Consider the following 14739-nt stretch of genomic DNA (forward strand, 5'->3'; position numbering starts at 1 on the left):
AATATTAAAATAGGAGGGGAATACTTTGGCACTTAAAAAGTACAAACCAACCAGTAATGGTCGTCGTAACATGACTAGCCTTAACTATAAGGAAGTTATTACGACTCAAAAGCCTGAAAAGTCTTTATTGGCTGCTAAGAAGCACCAAGCTGGTCGTAACAACTCAGGCCGCATGACTGTTCGTCATCGTGGTGGTGGTAACAAGAACCAATACCGTATCATTGACTTTAAGCGTAACAAAGATGATGTTATGGCTACTGTTCAATCAATCCAATATGACCCAAACCGTACTGCTAACATTGCATTGTTAGTATACGCTGATGGTGTTAAATCATACATCCTTGCCCCTAAGGGACTTAAGGTTGGAGATAAAGTTGAATCAGGTGTAAATGCTGATATCAAAGTTGGTAATGCATTACCATTGAATAAAATCCCAGTTGGGAGTATCATTCATAACGTTGAATTAAAACCTGGTAAGGGTGGTCAATTAGTACGTTCTGCTGGTGCCTCAGCTCAATTATTAGGTAACGAAGGCAAATACGCACTAGTTAAATTATCATCTGGTGAAGTTCGGATGATTCTTTCTGTAAACCGTGCTACTATCGGTAGTGTTGGTAACGAAGAACACGGATTAGTTAACGTTGGTAAAGCTGGTCGTACTCGTTACAAGGGTCAACGTCCACACGTTCGTGGTTCCGTAATGAACCCTAATGATCATCCACATGGTGGTGGGGAAGGTAAAGCACCAGTTGGTTACCCATCTCCATTATCACCATGGCACAAGAAGACTGTTGGTAAGAAGACTCGTTCTAAGAGTGCTCGTTCTAACAAGATGATTGTTCGTCGTCGTAAGGGTTCAAAGATGTAATATAAATTCATCAATGATGAAATTGTAAGGGAGGTTTTATAATGAGTCGTAGTTTAAAGAAGGGACCTTTCGCTGATGCCAGTCTTTTAAAGAAGATTGATGCTCAAAAGGATTCTGAAAAGAAGTCAGTTATTAAGACTTGGTCTCGTCGATCAACTATTTTTCCAAGTTTCATTGGATACACTATCGCTGTTTATAATGGAAGAAGACATGTTCCCGTTTATGTTCAAGAAGATATGGTAGGACATAAGCTTGGTGAATTCGTACCAACCCGTACTTTCCATGGTCACGCTAAGGGTGACGATAAGAAAACTGTTTAAACAAGGAGGATTAATAAATGGCTGAACAAGTTACATCAGCAAAAGCTACTGCAAGAACTGTTCGTATTGCCGCTCGTAAGGTCCGCCTTGTAGTTGATCTTATTAGAGGTAAAAGCGTGGCAGAAGCCAGTGCAATCTTGAAATTCACTCCTCGGGGTGCTTCTCCAGTTGTATCAAAGGTTCTTATGTCAGCTGTAGCTAATGCAGAAAATAATTTTGATTTAGATCGTGAAGACTTAGTTGTAAGTGAAGCATATGTAAATGAAGGACCAACTCTTAAGCGTTTTCGTCCTCGTGCAAAAGGTTCAGCTTCACCAATTAACAAGAGAACTAGTCACATCACTGTCGTAGTTTCTGAAAAGTAGGAGGTATAACGCGTGGGTCAAAAAGTAAATCCAAACGGATTTCGTGTAGGGATCATTCGCGATTGGGAAGCAAAATGGTATGCTGAAAAAGATTTTGCTGCTAATCTTAAAGAAGATCTACAAATCCGTAAATATATCGCAGAAAGACTTTCTGATGCTTCTGTTTCTACTGTAGAAATTGAACGTGCTGCAAAGCGTGTTAACGTTTCTATCCACACTGCAAAACCAGGTATGGTTATCGGTAAAGGTGGATCCGAAGTTGAAAGTCTTCGTAAACAATTAAATTCATTAACTGGTAAGCGTGTTCACATCAACATCATCGAAATCAAGAAACCTGATTTAGATGCAATTCTTGTTGGTGAAAACATTGCTGCTCAATTAGAAGGTCGTGTGGCTTTCCGTCGTGCAATGCGTCAAGCTATGCAACGTAGTGTTCGTTCAGGAGCTAAGGGTATTAAAACTCAAGTTGCTGGTCGTTTGAATGGTGCTGATATGGCTCGGATCGAATCATATGCAGAAGGTACTGTTCCATTGCATACTTTACGTGCTGATATTGATTACTCATGGGAAGAAGCACACACAACTTATGGTGCTATTGGTGTTAAAACTTGGATTTACCGTGGTGAAGTATTACCAGGCCAAGCTGCTGTGAACAATGATGTTCCTGCAAATAACAACAATCGTCGTAATAATCGTCGTAATAATAATCGTAAAGGAGGGGAATAAACATGCTAGTACCAAAACGTGTAAAACACCGTCGTGAACATCGTGGTAAATTACGTGGACAAGCAAAGGGTGGAAAATCAGTTGCTTTCGGTAGTTACGGATTACAAGCTTTAGATTCTCACTGGATTACTAACAGACAAATCGAAGCTTGTCGTGTTGCTATCACTCGTTACATGAAGCGTGGTGGGAAAGTTTGGATTAAGATTTTCCCTCACAAATCATATACTGAAAAAGGTGTCGGAGTTCGTATGGGTAATGGTAAAGGGGCTCCTGCTGGATGGGTTGCTCCCGTTAAGCGCGGTAAAGTTTTATTCGAAGTAGGAGATACTACTGACGAAATCGCAAAAGAAGCTTTACGTTTAGCTTCAATGAAGCTTCCTGTACGGACTAAGATTGTTAAAAAGGAAGTAGGTGGCGAATCAAATGAAGGCTAAAGAAATTAATGAATTAACCACTGATCAAATGCACGAAAAAGAACAAGGTTACAAGGCAGAATTGTTTAACCTTCGTTTTCAATTGGCTACTGGACAATTGGAAAATACTGCAAGATTAAAACAAGTTCGTAAGAACATTGCACGTATTAAAACTGCACTTCGTCAAAAAGAATTAAACAAGTAAGAATACGATAAAAGGAGGTTTATACATGAGCGAAGAACGTAATGAACGCAAGGTATACCGTGGTCGCGTTGTTTCTGACAAGATGGATAAGACTATTTCTGTAATTGTTGAAACCACTAAGACTCATCCAACTTACGGTAAGCGGGTTAAGTATTCAAAGAAATACAAAGCACATGATGAAAATAATGAAGCTAAAATGGGCGACATTGTTGAAATTATGGAAACTCGGCCATTATCAGCTACTAAGCATTTCCGTTTAGTTAAGATTGTTAAGAAAGCTGTTATTATCTAATCATTTTATCGTATTCTAAATGATCCAACTATGAAGGGAGGATTTTACCGTGATTCAACAAGAAAGTCGTTTAAAAGTTGCCGATAACTCAGGTGCTCGTGAAATTTTAACCATTAAGGTTTTAGGTGGATCAAGCAGACGTTATGCAGGAATCGGTGACATCATCGTTGCTACTGTAAAACAAGCAACACCAGGTGGCGTTGTCAAAAAGGGTGACGTTGTGAAAGCCGTTATCGTTAGAACTAAGTCTGTTTCCCGTCGTAAGGACGGTTCATACATTCGTTTCGACGAAAACGCTGCCGTTATCGTTAATGATGACAAGAGCCCTCGCGGAACTCGTATCTTTGGACCAGTTGCACGTGAATTACGTGACAACAACTTCATGAAGATCGTTTCACTAGCTCCTGAAACACTATAATAACTACTAAACGCCAAGGAGGTGCCGTAAAATGTTAATTAAAACTGGTGACAAAGTTCGTGTAATCAGTGGTAAAGACAAGGGTAAAGAAGGAACTGTTACTAAGACTATTGCCTCAAAAGATCGCGTAGTAGTTGAAGGTGTGAACATCGTTAAGAAGCATCAAAAAGCTTCACAAAGCAATCCACAAGGTGGAATTAATGATGTTGAAGCACCAATTCATGTTTCTAACGTTATGATTATTGACCCTTCTAACAATGAACCAACTAAGATTGGTATCAGAGAAGACAACGGAAAGAAAGTTCGTTTCTCAAAGAAGACAAACACATCACTCGATTAAAATTTGACGAAGGGAGGATATCTCATTTATGCCAAGTCGCTTACAAGACAAATACACTAATGAAATTTCAAAAGCATTAGTTGAAAAATTTAACTACTCATCAATCATGCAAGCTCCTAAGCTTGATAAGATTGTTTTGAACATGGGTGTTGGTGACGCTGTTACCAACGCTAAGAATTTAGACGAAGCCGTTGCTGAATTAGCTTTGATCTCAGGTCAAAAGCCTTTAGTTACTAAGGCTAAGAAATCAATTGCCGGTTTCAGATTACGTGAAGGTATGTCAATCGGTGCTAAGGTTACTTTACGTGGCCAACGCATGTACGAATTCTTAGACAAATTAATCAATGTTTCACTTCCACGTGTTCGTGATTTCCATGGTGTTAGCAAGAAATCATTTGATGGCCGTGGTAACTACACTTTAGGTGTACGTGAACAATTAATTTTCCCAGAAATCAACTACGATAACGTTAACCGCGTTCGTGGATTAGATATTGTTATTGTTACTACTGCTAATAGTGATGAAGAATCACGTGAATTATTAGCACAGTTCGGAATGCCATTCACTAAGTAGTGAATCAATAGGGAGGCTTTATATTGGCTAGAAAAGCATTAGTTTTAAAAGCAAATCGTCCTGCAAAGTTCTCAACTCAAGCATACACAAGATGTGAACGCTGTGGACGTCCTCACTCTGTTTACAGAAAATTCCATCTATGCCGTCTTTGTATTCGTGATTTAGCCCACAAGGGTCAAATTCCTGGTATGAAGAAGGCCAGTTGGTAAAATATAAAAAATAAAGGGAGGCTTATCGTTTATGTCTATGACAGATCCAATTGCAGATTTCTTAACTCGCATTCGTAATGCCAACATGGCTCGTCACGAATCAGTTGAAGCACCTGCATCCAAAATTAAACGTGCCATTGCTGAAATCCTTAAACGTGAAGGATTCGTTCGCGATGTTGAATACATCGAAGACGACAAGCAAGGTGTTATCCGCGTATTCTTAAAGTACGGTAAGGATAACGATGGTAGAAACAACCGTCGTGTTATTACTGGTTTGAAGCGTATTTCAAAGCCAGGTTTACGTTCATACGTTGATTCTCAATCTGTTCCTAAGGTTTTAAATGGTTTAGGAATTGCGATTATTTCAACTTCTGAAGGTGTTATTACTGATAAGGAAGCTCGTGCCAAGAAGATTGGTGGAGAAGTATTAGCTTACATTTGGTAAAATTTTAAAAGTATTGGAGGTGTAATTTTGAGTCGTATTGGTTATAAAAAGGTTGAATTACCTGAAAAGGTTGAATTCAGTCAAGATAATGACAAGTTAACTGTTAAGGGACCAAAGGGTACTTTATCAACTATCCTTTCTCCTGAAATTTCAGTTAAAGTTGAAGACAACGTAGTAAGTTTCGAACCTAACGTTCGTTACACTAACAAAGTTCGTGCAATGCACGGTACTATGCGTGCTAACTTTAACAACATCGTTGAAGGTGTTAGCAACGGTTTCAAGAAAACCCTTAAGCTTATCGGGGTTGGATACCGTACTCAACTAAAGGGTAAGACTTTAATTCTTAACGTTGGTTACTCAAACCCAGTTGAAATTGAAGTTCCTGAAGATCTTGAACTTGAAGTTCCTGATAACACTACTATCAACATTAATGGAATCAACAAACAACACGTTGGTGATTTCGCAGCTAAGGTTCGTGCCGTTCGTTCACCTGAACCATATAAGGGTAAGGGTATTCGTTACGAAGACGAATATGTACGTCGTAAAGAAGGTAAAACTGGTAAGTAATATTATTATTACTTATTATTTTGCTACTATATTAAATTAGAGGTGACTATTTTGATTACAAAACCAGATAAGAACAAGACACGTCAACGTCGTCATTTACGTGTCCGTAATAAGATCTCTGGTACTGCCGAGTGCCCACGCTTGAACGTTTTCCGTTCTAACAAAAACATCTACGCTCAAATTATTGATGACGTAGAGGGTGTGACGCTTGCTAGTGCCTCAACTCTTGATAGCGAAGCTAGTGAAGGTAACAAAACTGATCAAGCTAAACTTGTAGGTAAGTTAGTTGCTGAACGCGCAGCTAAGAAAAATGTTAAAAATGTTGTATTTGATCGTGGGGGTTACTTATACCATGGCCGTGTTCAAGCCTTGGCTGAAGCCGCTCGTGAAAATGGACTAGAATTCTAAAAAAGGAGGAATTGATAACACATGGCTAAAAAAATTCGTCCGAACCAAATTGACGCAAGTAAATTAGAACTTGAAGATAATGTTGTTGCTATTAATCGAATTACCAAGGTTGTTAAGGGTGGACGTCGTCTACGTTTTGCTGCTTTAGTAGTTGTTGGTGACAAGAATGGACATGTTGGTTTCGGTACTGGTAAAGCTCAAGAAGTTCCAGAAGCTATTCGTAAAGCTGTTGAAGACGCTCGTAAGAACTTAATTGAAGTACCAATCGTTGGAACTACTATCCCTCACGAAGTTGTTGGTATCTTCGGTGGTGGAAAGATCATGTTGAAGCCAGCCGTTGAAGGTTCTGGAGTTGCCGCTGGTGGTGCTGTTCGTGCCGTTATGGAATTAGCTGGTATCGATGATGTTACTAGTAAGCGTTTAGGTTCAGACACACCAATTAATTCAGTTCGTGCAACTTTTGAAGGCTTAATTTCATTGAAGAGTGCAGAAGAAGTTTCTGCTTTACGTGGTGTTTCTGCTCAACACTTAGCAGAATAAGGAGGAGTTTAGAGATGGCTCAATTAAAAATTACTTTAGCTCATAGTGCAACGCACCGTCTCCCTAAGCAACGTAAAATCGTTGAAGCACTTGGTTTACATCGTGTTAACAGCACTGTTGTAAGACCAGACAACGAAGCTGTTCGTGGTGCATTATTCAAAATTGCACATTTAGTTAAAGTTGAACAAGTTAAGTAATTTATCTATTTAATAAGGAGGTGTACTTTTAATGAAGTTAAATGAATTAAAAGCTGCTGAAGGCTCACGTTCATCAAGATCAAGAATTGGTCGTGGTCGCGGAAGTAAAGGTAAGACCGCTGGTCGTGGACAAAAAGGTCAAAAAGCTCGTAGCAAGACTCGTTTAGGTTTTGAAGGGGGTCAAATGCCTCTTTACCGTCAAATGCCAAAACGTGGTTTCTCTAACATTAACCGTAAAGAATATGCAGTTGTTAACTTAGCATCATTAAATCAATTTGATGATGGTGCTGATGTAACTCCTGAAAAGCTTGCGGAAGCTGGTTTAGTTAAAAACGTTAAGTTCGGAATTAAGGTCCTTGGCGAAGGCGATTTAACTAAGAAATTGACTGTTAAGGCTAACAAGTTTTCTAAGTCAGCCCAATCAGCAATTGAAAACGCTGGCGGTAAAATTGAGGTGATCTAATGCTATCAACCATAACGAACGCTTTTAAGATAAAGGATATTAGAAATAAAATTCTCTTTACTTTAGGAGTACTAATTGTTTTTAGACTTGGTTCATTTATTACTGTTCCTGGTATAAACGCGAAGGCACTTCAAAGCGTTTCTTCTTCTGGATTGGTTAGCATTTTAAACACCTTTAGTGGTGGTGGATTAACAAACTACTCCATCTTCGCTATGGGTGTTTCACCGTATATTACTGCTCAGATTGTTGTTCAACTGCTCCAAATGGACATCGTTCCTAAATTTGTGGAATGGGGAAAACAAGGGGAAGTTGGACGACGTAAATTAAATCAGGTTACTAGAATTATGACCGTTGTTCTTGCATTCATCCAATCTGTTGGGATTACTGCAGGTTTTAATACTTTAAGTAGTTTAAATCTTGTTAAAAACCCAGGAATTGCGACATATGTAAGTATCGGTATTATTCTAACCGGTGGTTCAATGTTAACAACCTGGATGGGAGACATGATTACTGATCGAGGAATTGGTCAGGGTGTTTCCATGATTATCTTTGCAGGTATTGTTGCAAGAATTCCAGTTGGAATCCAACAACTATATACTGATTATATTTTGGGTGAAAGTGGATCTGGTTTATGGCAAGGAATTGCATTCTTAGCTGTAATTCTTGTTGCTGTTTTAATTATTGTTACTTTTGTTACCTGGGTTCAACAGGCTGAACGAAGAATTCCGATCCAATATACCAGACGGGTTTCTAGTTCAAATGATAGTAGTTATCTACCATTAAAAGTTAACGTTGCTGGGGTTATCCCAGTTATCTTTGCCAGTTCGTTTATTTCGACTCCGCAAACAATTTTGATTTACTTTGCGAATAACCATCAAAACGATACTTGGTATCAGATTATGTCACAAATATTTAATATGCAATCAATTTATGGTTCCATATTATATACACTTCTAATCGTTATCTTTACTTTCTTCTATGCTTTCGTTCAGGTCAACCCAGAAAAACTTTCTGAGAATTTAACAAAGCAAGGAAGTTATATTCCAGGAGTTTGGCCAGGTAATGAAACTCAAACCTATATTTCTAAATTATTAATGCGTTTGAGTGTTGTTGGTTCTGTTTTCTTAGGAATCGTTGCATTAATTCCACTTATTGCTCAAAACGTTTGGAACTTGAGTGAATCAGTTGGTTTAGGTGGTACTAGTTTGTTGATTATTGTTGGTGTTGCAATCGAAGCAATTAGACAAATTAAGGGATTGATGATGAAGCGTGAATACGTTGGATTCATTAAGAACCCAAGACCAACTGATTTATAAAATCAAAGGGGATAAATAGCTATGTCAATGAATCTTATTTTAATGGGCCTTCCAGGTGCTGGTAAAGGTACTCAAGCAGAATATATTGTTGAAAAGTATGGAATTCCTCATATTTCAACTGGTGACATCTTTCGTGCTGCGATTAAAAATCAAACTCCAATGGGAGTTGAAGCTAAGAAGTACATTGATAAAGGTGATTTAGTTCCAGATGAAGTTACATCTGGAATCGTTAAGGATCGTTTATCAAAAGATGACACTAATAAGGGTTATATGTTAGATGGTTTTCCTAGAACTTTACAACAATCAAATGATTTAGAAAAAATCACAAGTGAACTTAATAAACCAATTGATGCAGTGATTAATATTGATGTTGATCCTAATACATTAGTTGAAAGATTATCCGGCCGATTTATTTGTAAGAATTGTGGTGCTACTTATCACAAACTTTACAAAATGCCTAAGGTTAAGGATACTTGTGATGTTTGTGGCGGACATGAATTTTATCAACGAAGTGATGATAAGCCAGAAACAGTTAAGAATCGTTTAGATGTAAACATTAAGATGAATACACCTTTAATTGATTTTTACAAGAATAAAAATGTTTTATTCACTGTTGATGGTAATCAATCCATCGAAGATGTTACTAAGGCAATTACAAAAATTCTTGATCAATTTAAAGCATAATTTCTCTTAAATATCAATTTATTGTTGATATAATTGTTCAGCTGCGTTTTGTGTGCTAAACTATCCTATGTATGTAGGATTTTGAGAGATAAGTGGGCTTTTTGCTCATTAATAAAATCTATAAATTTTTAGGAGGATTTTTCTTTGTCTAAAGATAATGTCATTGAAGTTGAGGGTAAAGTTTTAGAAACTTTACCTAATGCAATGTTTCGTGTTGAATTAGAAAACGGACATGATATTTTGGCTCACGTGTCAGGTAAGATTCGGATGCACTACATTCGCATTTTGCCTGGTGATAAAGTTACTGTGGAACTATCTCCATATGACTTAACTAAGGGTCGCATCACATACCGTTTTAAGTAAAACTTTTGTTTAGGAGGCAATTAGAATGAAAGTACGTCCATCAGTAAAACCAATGTGTGAAAATTGTAAAGTTATTAGACGTAAGGGTCGGGTTATGGTTATTTGTACTAACCCTAAGCACAAACAACGTCAAGGTAAGTAATTAATTTATTAATATAGGAGGTGTAATTTAATGGCTCGTATCGCTGGAATTGATTTACCACGTGATAAGCGTATCGTAATCGGTTTAACTTACATTTTTGGTATCGGTAAGTCAAGATCACAAGAAATTCTTTCAAAAGCAAACGTTTCTGAAGATGTTCGTGTTCGTGACTTAACTCCTGACCAAGAAGATAAAATTCGTGAAGTTGTTGACAGTTACAAAATTGAAGGTGACTTACGTCGTGAAGTAAGTATGAACATCAAGTTACTACAAGAAATTGGTTCATACCGTGGAATGCGTCATCGTCGTGGTTTACCTGTTAGAGGTCAACACACTAAGAACAATGCTCGTACTCGTAAGGGTAAAAAGGGTAGTAAGTAAAAAATATTTATGAAGGAGGTAAATAATTCTCATGGCAACTAAAAAAAGAAATACACGTAAGCGTCGTGTAAAGAAAAATATTGAATCTGGTGTTGCTCATATTCACTCCACTTTCAATAATACTTTAGTAATGATCACTGATGTTCAAGGAAATGCTATTGCCTGGTCTTCTGCTGGTGCTTTAGGTTTCCGTGGTAGTCGTAAGTCAACTCCTTTTGCTGCTCAAATGGCTGCAGAAGCTGCTGCTAAGACTTCAATGGAACATGGTATGAAGACTGTTGAAGTAGCTGTTAAGGGTCCTGGTTCAGGTCGTGAATCTGCTATTCGTGCACTTCAATCTACTGGTTTAGAAGTTTCCGCTATTCGCGATGTAACTCCAGTTCCTCATAACGGATCTCGTCCTCCAAAGCGTCGTCGGGTTTAAGGTTATTTATCCGTTATTTGCTTAACGGTGATAAACTTTTATTGACTCGTAACGTTTTGAAAGGGGTAGAAGATAAGAATGATTGAATTTGAAAAGCCTGATATTCATAAAATTGATGAAACCGATAACTATGGTGAAGTTGTTGTAGAACCATTAGAACGTGGTTATGGAACAACCCTTGGTAATTCTTTAAGAAGAATTTTACTTTCATCTTTACCTGGTGCTGCGATTACTAGTGTTCAAATTGATGACGTCTTACATGAATTCTCTACTATTAAGGGTGTTGTGGAAGATGTTACTCAAATTATTCTTAATGTTAAGAAAATTGATTTGAAGATTGAAGGATCAGATGACGCTGAAAAATCTTTCGAGATTAATGTGACTGGTCCAGCTAATGTTACTGCTGGTGATATCGAAGCCGATGCAGATGTTACAATCTTGAATAAAGATTTACACATTGCAACGGTTGCAGAAGGGACTACTTTCCATATGCGCTTAACTGCAAATAAGGGTCGTGGTTACGTTTCTGCTGATGAAAATAAAGAACGTAATGAAGGAATGCCAATCGGTGTTTTACCAGTTGATTCCGTTTATACCCCAATCGAACGTGTAAATTACCAAGTTGAAAATGCACGGGTTGGTCATAAAGCTGATTATGATAAGCTTACGCTAGATGTTTGGACTAATGGTTCTATGACACCTAGTGAAGCTGTTAGTTTGGCTGCTAAGATTCTAACTGATCACCTTAATATGTTTGTTAACCTTACCGATGAAGCTAAGAACACAAAGGTAATGGTCGAAAAAGAAGAAACACATAAGGAAAAAATGTTAGAAATGACAATTGAGGAATTAGACCTTTCTGTTCGTTCTTACAATTGTTTAAAACGTGCTGGGATTAATACTGTTCAAGAACTTACTGATAAGAGTGAACCTGATATGATGAAGGTTCGTAATCTAGGTCGTAAGTCCCTTGATGAAGTAAAAATTAAGTTAAATAACTTAGGCTTGTCCCTACGTAAAGAAGATTAAAAGGAGGATATCCAGATATGAGTTACCGTAAATTACAACGCACTAGTGCTCATCGTCGTTCATTACTTCGTAATTTAACCACTGAATTATTAATCAATGGTCAAATTAAGACTACTGAAGCACGTGCTAAAGAAGTTCGCTCAACAACTGATAAGATGATTACGCTTGGTAAGCGTGGTGATCTTAGTGCTCGCCGTAAAGCAGCTGCATTCTTACAAAACGTAATTGCTGATGCTAAAGAAGATGGCGATACTGTAACCGTTCAAACTGCTTTACAAAAGCTTTTTGATGATGTTGCACCTAAGTATTCCGATCGTAACGGTGGATACACTCGTATGTACAAGACCATGCCTCGTCGTGGTGATGGTGCATCAATGGTTATTTTACAATTAGTTGACTAATTAATTGTTTATAATTTCATATTAAATGAAATCACTAGGGTTAGTAATATAGAACGTTATGATGATGGGAATCCCGAGTCTAGTTCGAATATAGATTTTTATCTATGCATTACTAACCTGTTAGTGATTTTTTTATACATAAATTTATATTAAAATAGAACCGAGGGATTATTATCAACGATTACATTATTAAAGTAAGCCATCTAAAATATAAATACGCAGATTCTGATCAATATTCAATAAATGATGTGTCTTTTAACGTTAAGCGGGGTGAATGGCTGTCTATTATTGGGCATAATGGTAGTGGAAAAAGCACTTTGATTAGTGCTTTAGATGGTTTAATTGAAATTGATAGTGGATCGATTGAGGTAGAATCAGTCCCATTAAGTCCTGATTCCGTTTGGGATATTAGAACTAAAATTGGATTAGTATTTCAAAATCCAGATGATCAATTTGTTGGAGCAACCGTTGAAGATGATATTGCATTTGGGTTACAGAATCGACAAATTGAATATAATAAAATGCATCAAATTGTTGATGATTCATTAAGGGCTGTTGATATGCTGGACTTTAAGCAAAAAGCACCTTCAGATTTATCTGGTGGGCAAAAACAAAGAATTGCATTAGCTGGCATCATAGCTTTAAAACCTAAGATAATTATTTTGGATGAAGCTACTAATATGTTAGACCCTGCTGGTAAATCAAATATTTTATCTGTAATTAATAAGTTGAAACAAGATTATGGATTAACAATTATTTCGATTACTCATGATGTAAATGAATTAAAGCTTGCAGATCGTATTCTAGTCTTAAATAATGGAACAGTAGTCGCTGAAAATCAACCTGACGAAATATTTAGCAATCCTGAAAAACTAGTTAACATGGGTTTAGAATTACCATATGCAGCTCAAATAAAGGAAAATTTAAAGCAGCACGGAGTCAGTGTCCCCAATTATTATTTAAATGAAGGAGCATTTATAGAATGGATCAAGCAGTTTCCTTTAAAGAAGTAAGTTACTTGTATCAGCCTAATACACCATTTGAATCTAAAGCTTTAAATAACATCAGTTTTAATATAAATAAGGGTGATTTTTGGGCCCTTGTTGGTCATACTGGAAGCGGAAAATCAACATTGATTCAACAAATTAATGGGTTATTGTTACCAACCTCTGGATCTGTTACTGTCAAAGATGCAATTTTAAATTCAAAAACGGCCATAAAGGAAATTTATCGAATTCGAAAAAAAGTTGGAATTGTTTTTCAACAACCGGAGAATCAACTATTTGAGGAGACCGTTGAAAAGGACATTTCGTTTGGACCGAAGAATTTTGGAATTGCAGAAGATAGGCTACACCAGTTAGCCTTAGACAGCGTTAAGCGAGTTGGACTCCCTAGTTCATTATTACAACGTTCACCATTTGAACTATCAGGAGGTCAGATGAGAAGGGTTGCAATTGCTGGAGTTTTAGCAACTAATCCAGATATATTAGTTTTAGATGAGCCAACAGCGGGATTAGATCCAAAGGGGCAATTTGATATTATGAATTTGGTATCAGATTTGAGAAATAAACATGGCATTACTGTAATCTTAGTTACTCATCAAATGGAAATGGTTGCTAAATATGCTGACTACGTAGCTGTTCTAAATCATGGAGCTCTTTGTTTTAAAGGAACGCCAAGAGAACTATTTCAGGATCAATCATTACTTTCTAAAATGAATCTAGCAGTGCCAGAAACCGTTAGATTTGCCAATGAGCTTAGTAAAATTGGAATTAAAATGTCATCTTTTCCTTTGACCCCTGATGAATTGACATCAGAACTGCTTGCCAAAATAAATTTTAAAATGAGTGATCAAAATGAATAAGTTATTATTAGGCCGTTACATTCCTGGCAATTCAATTATCCATAAAATGGATCCAGCATCTAAAATATTGTTATCGATATTTTTTGTTTTTATTATTTTTTTTGCAAATAACATCATTACCTATGGTCTAATGACTATTTTATCTTTAACGGCTGTTTTGGCTTCTAAAACGCCATTAAAATTCTTTTTACGTGGAATCAGGCCCTTAGTCTGGGTAATTATTTTTACTGTAATTATTCAAGTTTTGTTTGATAATACTGGACAGGTGTTATTTAAATTTAGTTTTATAACGATTACTGATGATGGATTAAAAACTGCTGGATTCATTTTTATCCGTTTCTTGTTAATTATTTTTTTCTCGACGGTGTTGACGCTCACTACTGATCCGCTTGCGATTGCTTCTGGAATTGAAAAAATTTTGATGCCATTGAAAAAAATTAAATTTCCTGTTTATACAATGTCTTTGATGATATCGATCTCATTACGATTTGTTCCAACATTGATGGATGAAACTGAAACAATTGTGAAGGCTCAGAGTTCACGTGGGGTTAATTTTAAAGAGGGAAATATATTGAATCGCGCCAAAAAAATGGTGCCAATTCTAATTCCATTATTTATAAGTTCCTTTAAGCATGCTGAGGGATTAGGCCGAGCAATGGAAGCTCGTGGTTATAAGGATGGCGATAATCGGAGTCGTTATCATATTTATAAAATGTCTAGAATTGATTTTTACACCTGGATGATTTTTATTCTAATTGCGATTTTAGTGATTTTATTTAGGAGGTGAG

The 14739-nt window shown here is 36.9% G+C and carries 28 protein-coding genes; all 28 read left to right on the forward strand.

All coding sequences use genetic code 11. The features are described 5' to 3' along the window. Positions 1-25: 25 nt before the first annotated feature. The gene (gene rplB / locus ACSVI6_RS02975; protein ID WP_491717226.1) at positions 26-868 is read left to right on the forward strand and encodes a 50S ribosomal protein L2; all 843 of its coding nucleotides are present in this window, start codon (positions 26-28) and stop codon (positions 866-868) included. Positions 869-909: 41 nt separating this feature from the next. Then, positions 910-1188, forward strand: a complete 279-nt coding sequence (rpsS, locus tag ACSVI6_RS02980) for a 30S ribosomal protein S19 (protein WP_219054201.1) — start codon at positions 910-912, stop codon at positions 1186-1188. Between the two features lie 17 nt (positions 1189-1205). Beyond that, the gene (rplV, locus tag ACSVI6_RS02985; protein WP_219054202.1) at positions 1206-1553 is read left to right on the forward strand and encodes a 50S ribosomal protein L22; all 348 of its coding nucleotides are present in this window, start codon (positions 1206-1208) and stop codon (positions 1551-1553) included. Between the two features lie 12 nt (positions 1554-1565). Continuing rightward, positions 1566-2279: a 30S ribosomal protein S3 gene (gene rpsC / locus ACSVI6_RS02990; protein WP_491717227.1), complete on the forward strand. Its 714-nt coding sequence runs from the start codon at positions 1566-1568 to the stop codon at positions 2277-2279. Positions 2280-2281: 2 nt separating this feature from the next. After that, entirely contained in the window at positions 2282-2713 is a 432-nt protein-coding gene (rplP, locus tag ACSVI6_RS02995) for a 50S ribosomal protein L16 (protein WP_491717228.1), read from the forward strand. Beyond that, entirely contained in the window at positions 2703-2897 is a 195-nt protein-coding gene (rpmC, locus tag ACSVI6_RS03000; protein WP_491717229.1) for a 50S ribosomal protein L29, read from the forward strand. The genes rplP and rpmC overlap by 11 nt, the downstream gene beginning before the upstream one ends. 25 nt (positions 2898-2922) lie before the next feature. Next, positions 2923-3189: a 30S ribosomal protein S17 gene (gene rpsQ / locus ACSVI6_RS03005; RefSeq protein WP_491717230.1), complete on the forward strand. Its 267-nt coding sequence runs from the start codon at positions 2923-2925 to the stop codon at positions 3187-3189. A 49-nt stretch (positions 3190-3238) separates the two neighbouring features. Continuing rightward, complete coding sequence (rplN, locus tag ACSVI6_RS03010) at positions 3239-3607, forward strand: 50S ribosomal protein L14 (RefSeq protein WP_219054207.1); 369 nt, start codon at positions 3239-3241, stop codon at positions 3605-3607. A 31-nt stretch (positions 3608-3638) separates the two neighbouring features. Continuing rightward, positions 3639-3947, forward strand: coding sequence for a 50S ribosomal protein L24 (gene rplX / locus ACSVI6_RS03015; RefSeq protein ID WP_491717231.1), 309 nt, complete (start codon positions 3639-3641; stop codon positions 3945-3947). 28 nt (positions 3948-3975) lie between these two features. Then, positions 3976-4518 (forward strand): 50S ribosomal protein L5, encoded by a 543-nt coding sequence (rplE, locus tag ACSVI6_RS03020; protein WP_491717232.1) that lies wholly within the window; start codon positions 3976-3978, stop codon positions 4516-4518. 23 nt (positions 4519-4541) lie between these two features. After that, positions 4542-4727 (forward strand): type Z 30S ribosomal protein S14, encoded by a 186-nt coding sequence (locus tag ACSVI6_RS03025; protein WP_491717233.1) that lies wholly within the window; start codon positions 4542-4544, stop codon positions 4725-4727. Between the two features lie 31 nt (positions 4728-4758). After that, positions 4759-5172, forward strand: coding sequence for a 30S ribosomal protein S8 (gene rpsH, locus ACSVI6_RS03030; protein ID WP_491717234.1), 414 nt, complete (start codon positions 4759-4761; stop codon positions 5170-5172). 27 nt (positions 5173-5199) lie between these two features. After that, on the forward strand, positions 5200-5739 hold the full coding sequence (gene rplF, locus ACSVI6_RS03035; RefSeq protein WP_491717235.1) for a 50S ribosomal protein L6: 540 nt from the start codon (positions 5200-5202) through the stop codon (positions 5737-5739). A 51-nt stretch (positions 5740-5790) separates the two neighbouring features. Continuing rightward, positions 5791-6147 (forward strand): 50S ribosomal protein L18, encoded by a 357-nt coding sequence (gene rplR / locus ACSVI6_RS03040; protein WP_491717236.1) that lies wholly within the window; start codon positions 5791-5793, stop codon positions 6145-6147. A gap of 21 nt (positions 6148-6168) precedes the next feature. Next, positions 6169-6687: a 30S ribosomal protein S5 gene (gene rpsE, locus ACSVI6_RS03045; RefSeq protein ID WP_219054214.1), complete on the forward strand. Its 519-nt coding sequence runs from the start codon at positions 6169-6171 to the stop codon at positions 6685-6687. Between the two features lie 14 nt (positions 6688-6701). Then, positions 6702-6884, forward strand: coding sequence for a 50S ribosomal protein L30 (gene rpmD / locus ACSVI6_RS03050; RefSeq protein WP_491717237.1), 183 nt, complete (start codon positions 6702-6704; stop codon positions 6882-6884). A 31-nt stretch (positions 6885-6915) separates the two neighbouring features. Continuing rightward, entirely contained in the window at positions 6916-7347 is a 432-nt protein-coding gene (gene rplO / locus ACSVI6_RS03055; RefSeq protein ID WP_491717238.1) for a 50S ribosomal protein L15, read from the forward strand. Continuing rightward, the gene (secY, locus tag ACSVI6_RS03060) at positions 7347-8663 is read left to right on the forward strand and encodes a preprotein translocase subunit SecY (RefSeq protein ID WP_491717239.1); all 1317 of its coding nucleotides are present in this window, start codon (positions 7347-7349) and stop codon (positions 8661-8663) included. Before rplO ends, secY begins: the two co-directional genes overlap by 1 nt. 27 nt (positions 8664-8690) lie before the next feature. Next, positions 8691-9347, forward strand: a complete 657-nt coding sequence (locus tag ACSVI6_RS03065) for an adenylate kinase (RefSeq protein WP_491717285.1) — start codon at positions 8691-8693, stop codon at positions 9345-9347. A gap of 144 nt (positions 9348-9491) precedes the next feature. Then, positions 9492-9710: a translation initiation factor IF-1 gene (infA, locus tag ACSVI6_RS03070; RefSeq protein WP_219054219.1), complete on the forward strand. Its 219-nt coding sequence runs from the start codon at positions 9492-9494 to the stop codon at positions 9708-9710. A gap of 25 nt (positions 9711-9735) precedes the next feature. Beyond that, the gene (gene rpmJ / locus ACSVI6_RS03075; RefSeq protein ID WP_219054220.1) at positions 9736-9852 is read left to right on the forward strand and encodes a 50S ribosomal protein L36; all 117 of its coding nucleotides are present in this window, start codon (positions 9736-9738) and stop codon (positions 9850-9852) included. 30 nt (positions 9853-9882) lie between these two features. After that, positions 9883-10233: a 30S ribosomal protein S13 gene (gene rpsM / locus ACSVI6_RS03080; RefSeq protein WP_491717240.1), complete on the forward strand. Its 351-nt coding sequence runs from the start codon at positions 9883-9885 to the stop codon at positions 10231-10233. A gap of 31 nt (positions 10234-10264) precedes the next feature. Then, positions 10265-10657 (forward strand): 30S ribosomal protein S11, encoded by a 393-nt coding sequence (gene rpsK, locus ACSVI6_RS03085; RefSeq protein WP_219054222.1) that lies wholly within the window; start codon positions 10265-10267, stop codon positions 10655-10657. Positions 10658-10735: 78 nt separating this feature from the next. After that, positions 10736-11686 carry a DNA-directed RNA polymerase subunit alpha gene (locus ACSVI6_RS03090; protein WP_491720053.1) on the forward strand — a complete coding sequence of 317 codons (951 nt, stop codon included), beginning with the start codon at positions 10736-10738 and terminating at the stop codon, positions 11684-11686. Between the two features lie 17 nt (positions 11687-11703). Further along, complete coding sequence (gene rplQ, locus ACSVI6_RS03095) at positions 11704-12087, forward strand: 50S ribosomal protein L17 (protein WP_491717242.1); 384 nt, start codon at positions 11704-11706, stop codon at positions 12085-12087. A 173-nt stretch (positions 12088-12260) separates the two neighbouring features. Then, positions 12261-13100, forward strand: a complete 840-nt coding sequence (locus ACSVI6_RS03100; protein ID WP_491720945.1) for an energy-coupling factor transporter ATPase — start codon at positions 12261-12263, stop codon at positions 13098-13100. Continuing rightward, positions 13070-13951, forward strand: coding sequence for an energy-coupling factor transporter ATPase (locus tag ACSVI6_RS03105; protein ID WP_491717243.1), 882 nt, complete (start codon positions 13070-13072; stop codon positions 13949-13951). The genes ACSVI6_RS03100 and ACSVI6_RS03105 overlap by 31 nt, the downstream gene beginning before the upstream one ends. Then, positions 13944-14738 (forward strand): energy-coupling factor transporter transmembrane component T family protein, encoded by a 795-nt coding sequence (locus ACSVI6_RS03110; protein ID WP_491720929.1) that lies wholly within the window; start codon positions 13944-13946, stop codon positions 14736-14738. The genes ACSVI6_RS03105 and ACSVI6_RS03110 overlap by 8 nt, the downstream gene beginning before the upstream one ends. Position 14739 lies beyond the last annotated feature (1 nt).

The organism is Nicoliella sp. ESL1106, assembly GCF_058509965.1.

What these genes read in the sequence shown, in the direction of transcription:
- ACSVI6_RS03110 (WP_491720929.1), top strand. Translation starts at nt 13,944, where the DNA reads ATGAATAAGTTATTATTAGGCCGTTACATTCCTGGCAATTCAATTATC.
- rpsS (WP_219054201.1), top strand. Translation starts at nt 910, where the DNA reads ATGAGTCGTAGTTTAAAGAAGGGACCTTTCGCTGATGCCAGTCTTTTA.
- rpsM (WP_491717240.1), top strand. Translation starts at nt 9,883, where the DNA reads ATGGCTCGTATCGCTGGAATTGATTTACCACGTGATAAGCGTATCGTA.
- rpsE (WP_219054214.1), top strand. Translation starts at nt 6,169, where the DNA reads ATGGCTAAAAAAATTCGTCCGAACCAAATTGACGCAAGTAAATTAGAA.
- rplP (WP_491717228.1), top strand. Translation starts at nt 2,282, where the DNA reads ATGCTAGTACCAAAACGTGTAAAACACCGTCGTGAACATCGTGGTAAA.
- rplV (WP_219054202.1), top strand. Translation starts at nt 1,206, where the DNA reads ATGGCTGAACAAGTTACATCAGCAAAAGCTACTGCAAGAACTGTTCGT.
- rpmC (WP_491717229.1), top strand. Translation starts at nt 2,703, where the DNA reads ATGAAGGCTAAAGAAATTAATGAATTAACCACTGATCAAATGCACGAA.
- rpsQ (WP_491717230.1), top strand. Translation starts at nt 2,923, where the DNA reads ATGAGCGAAGAACGTAATGAACGCAAGGTATACCGTGGTCGCGTTGTT.
- rplQ (WP_491717242.1), top strand. Translation starts at nt 11,704, where the DNA reads ATGAGTTACCGTAAATTACAACGCACTAGTGCTCATCGTCGTTCATTA.
- rplE (WP_491717232.1), top strand. Translation starts at nt 3,976, where the DNA reads ATGCCAAGTCGCTTACAAGACAAATACACTAATGAAATTTCAAAAGCA.
- ACSVI6_RS03105 (WP_491717243.1), top strand. Translation starts at nt 13,070, where the DNA reads ATGGATCAAGCAGTTTCCTTTAAAGAAGTAAGTTACTTGTATCAGCCT.
- ACSVI6_RS03065 (WP_491717285.1), top strand. Translation starts at nt 8,691, where the DNA reads ATGAATCTTATTTTAATGGGCCTTCCAGGTGCTGGTAAAGGTACTCAA.
- rpsH (WP_491717234.1), top strand. Translation starts at nt 4,759, where the DNA reads ATGTCTATGACAGATCCAATTGCAGATTTCTTAACTCGCATTCGTAAT.
- rpsK (WP_219054222.1), top strand. Translation starts at nt 10,265, where the DNA reads ATGGCAACTAAAAAAAGAAATACACGTAAGCGTCGTGTAAAGAAAAAT.
- rplO (WP_491717238.1), top strand. Translation starts at nt 6,916, where the DNA reads ATGAAGTTAAATGAATTAAAAGCTGCTGAAGGCTCACGTTCATCAAGA.
- ACSVI6_RS03090 (WP_491720053.1), top strand. Translation starts at nt 10,736, where the DNA reads ATGATTGAATTTGAAAAGCCTGATATTCATAAAATTGATGAAACCGAT.
- rpmD (WP_491717237.1), top strand. Translation starts at nt 6,702, where the DNA reads ATGGCTCAATTAAAAATTACTTTAGCTCATAGTGCAACGCACCGTCTC.
- secY (WP_491717239.1), top strand. Translation starts at nt 7,347, where the DNA reads ATGCTATCAACCATAACGAACGCTTTTAAGATAAAGGATATTAGAAAT.
- rpmJ (WP_219054220.1), top strand. Translation starts at nt 9,736, where the DNA reads ATGAAAGTACGTCCATCAGTAAAACCAATGTGTGAAAATTGTAAAGTT.
- rplX (WP_491717231.1), top strand. Translation starts at nt 3,639, where the DNA reads ATGTTAATTAAAACTGGTGACAAAGTTCGTGTAATCAGTGGTAAAGAC.